Source organism: Nonomuraea sp. NPDC049750 (genome assembly GCF_040659625.1).
In the GTDB taxonomy this organism is placed as follows: Bacteria; Actinomycetota; Actinomycetes; order Streptosporangiales; family Streptosporangiaceae; genus Nonomuraea.
This window is the reverse complement of the sequence record NZ_JBFANB010000077.1, coordinates 1-1,044: the sequence shown is the minus strand read 5'-3', so window position 1 is coordinate 1,044 and position 1,044 is coordinate 1. Positions and strand designations below refer to the sequence as shown.

Here is a 1,044-nt window from a genome sequence, read left to right as displayed (position 1 = left end):
CGATCCTGTCGAGGCCGAGGTTCATAGCCGGTATCTGTCGTTGACCGACCGGCTGGCGATCGCCGACGGGTTGATCAACAAGCAGACGGTCACCGAGATCGCTGAGGGGATCGGCAAGCACAAGTCGACGGTCTCGCGTGAGATCGCTCGGCACTCGCTCGAGGGTGTCTACCCGCCGCACCGGGCTCACCGAGCCGCTGCCGCCGCGCGGGCCCGCCCCAAGACCTGCAAGCTGGTCGACCATAGAGTGTTGCGTGAGCAGGTCGAACAAGGTCTGGAACGGAAGTTGTCTCCCGAGCAGATCTCCCACAGGCTCGTCAAGGACTTCCCCGATGACGAGAGCATGCGCGTGAGCCACGAGACGATCTACCAAGCCCTGTATTTTCAGGCCCGCGGCGGCCTCAAACGCGAGGTTCAAAGAGCGTTGCGGACCGGCAGGACCAGCCGCAAACCGCAACGCCAGCCAGGGCAGCGGCAGCATCGGTTCGTCGACGAGATGGTGATGATCGCCGACCGGCCCGCCGAGGTCGAAGACCGTGCCGTGCCCGGCCACTGGGAGGGCGACCTGATCATCGGCGCGAACAACCAGTCCGCGATCGCCACCCTGGTCGAGCGGACCACCCGCTACACCATGCTGGTGCACCTGCCCCACGGCCATGACGCTGAGCAGGTCCGCGACGGATTGATCCAGACGATGTCGACCCTGCCGGCCCACCTACGCGGGTCACTGACCTGGGACCAGGGCTGCGAGATGGCCCAGCACAAGCAGTTCACCATGGCCACCGACATGGCCGTCTACTTCTGCGACCCACACTCGCCCTGGCAGCGCGGCACCAACGAGAACACCAACGGCCTGCTCCGGCAATACTTCCCCAAAAGCACCGATCTGAGCGTCTACGGGCCCGAGGACCTGGAACACGTCGCCCAAGAACTCAACGGACGTCCACGCAAAACGCTCGACTGGGACACCCCAGCCGAGCGCTTGCGTGATCTACTGACCACCTAAAACACCAGCGGTGTTGCAACGACCCCTTGAAACCGCCC

At 64.6% G+C, this 1,044-nt stretch carries 1 protein-coding gene; it reads left to right on the top strand.

Annotated elements, in window-relative coordinates; all coding sequences use genetic code 11:
* Positions 1-1,006 (top strand): IS30 family transposase (locus AB0J16_RS59650; protein WP_358558328.1); only part of this gene is annotated, 1,006 nt, incomplete at its 5' end.
* Between the last annotated feature and the right edge of the window lie 38 nt (positions 1,007-1,044).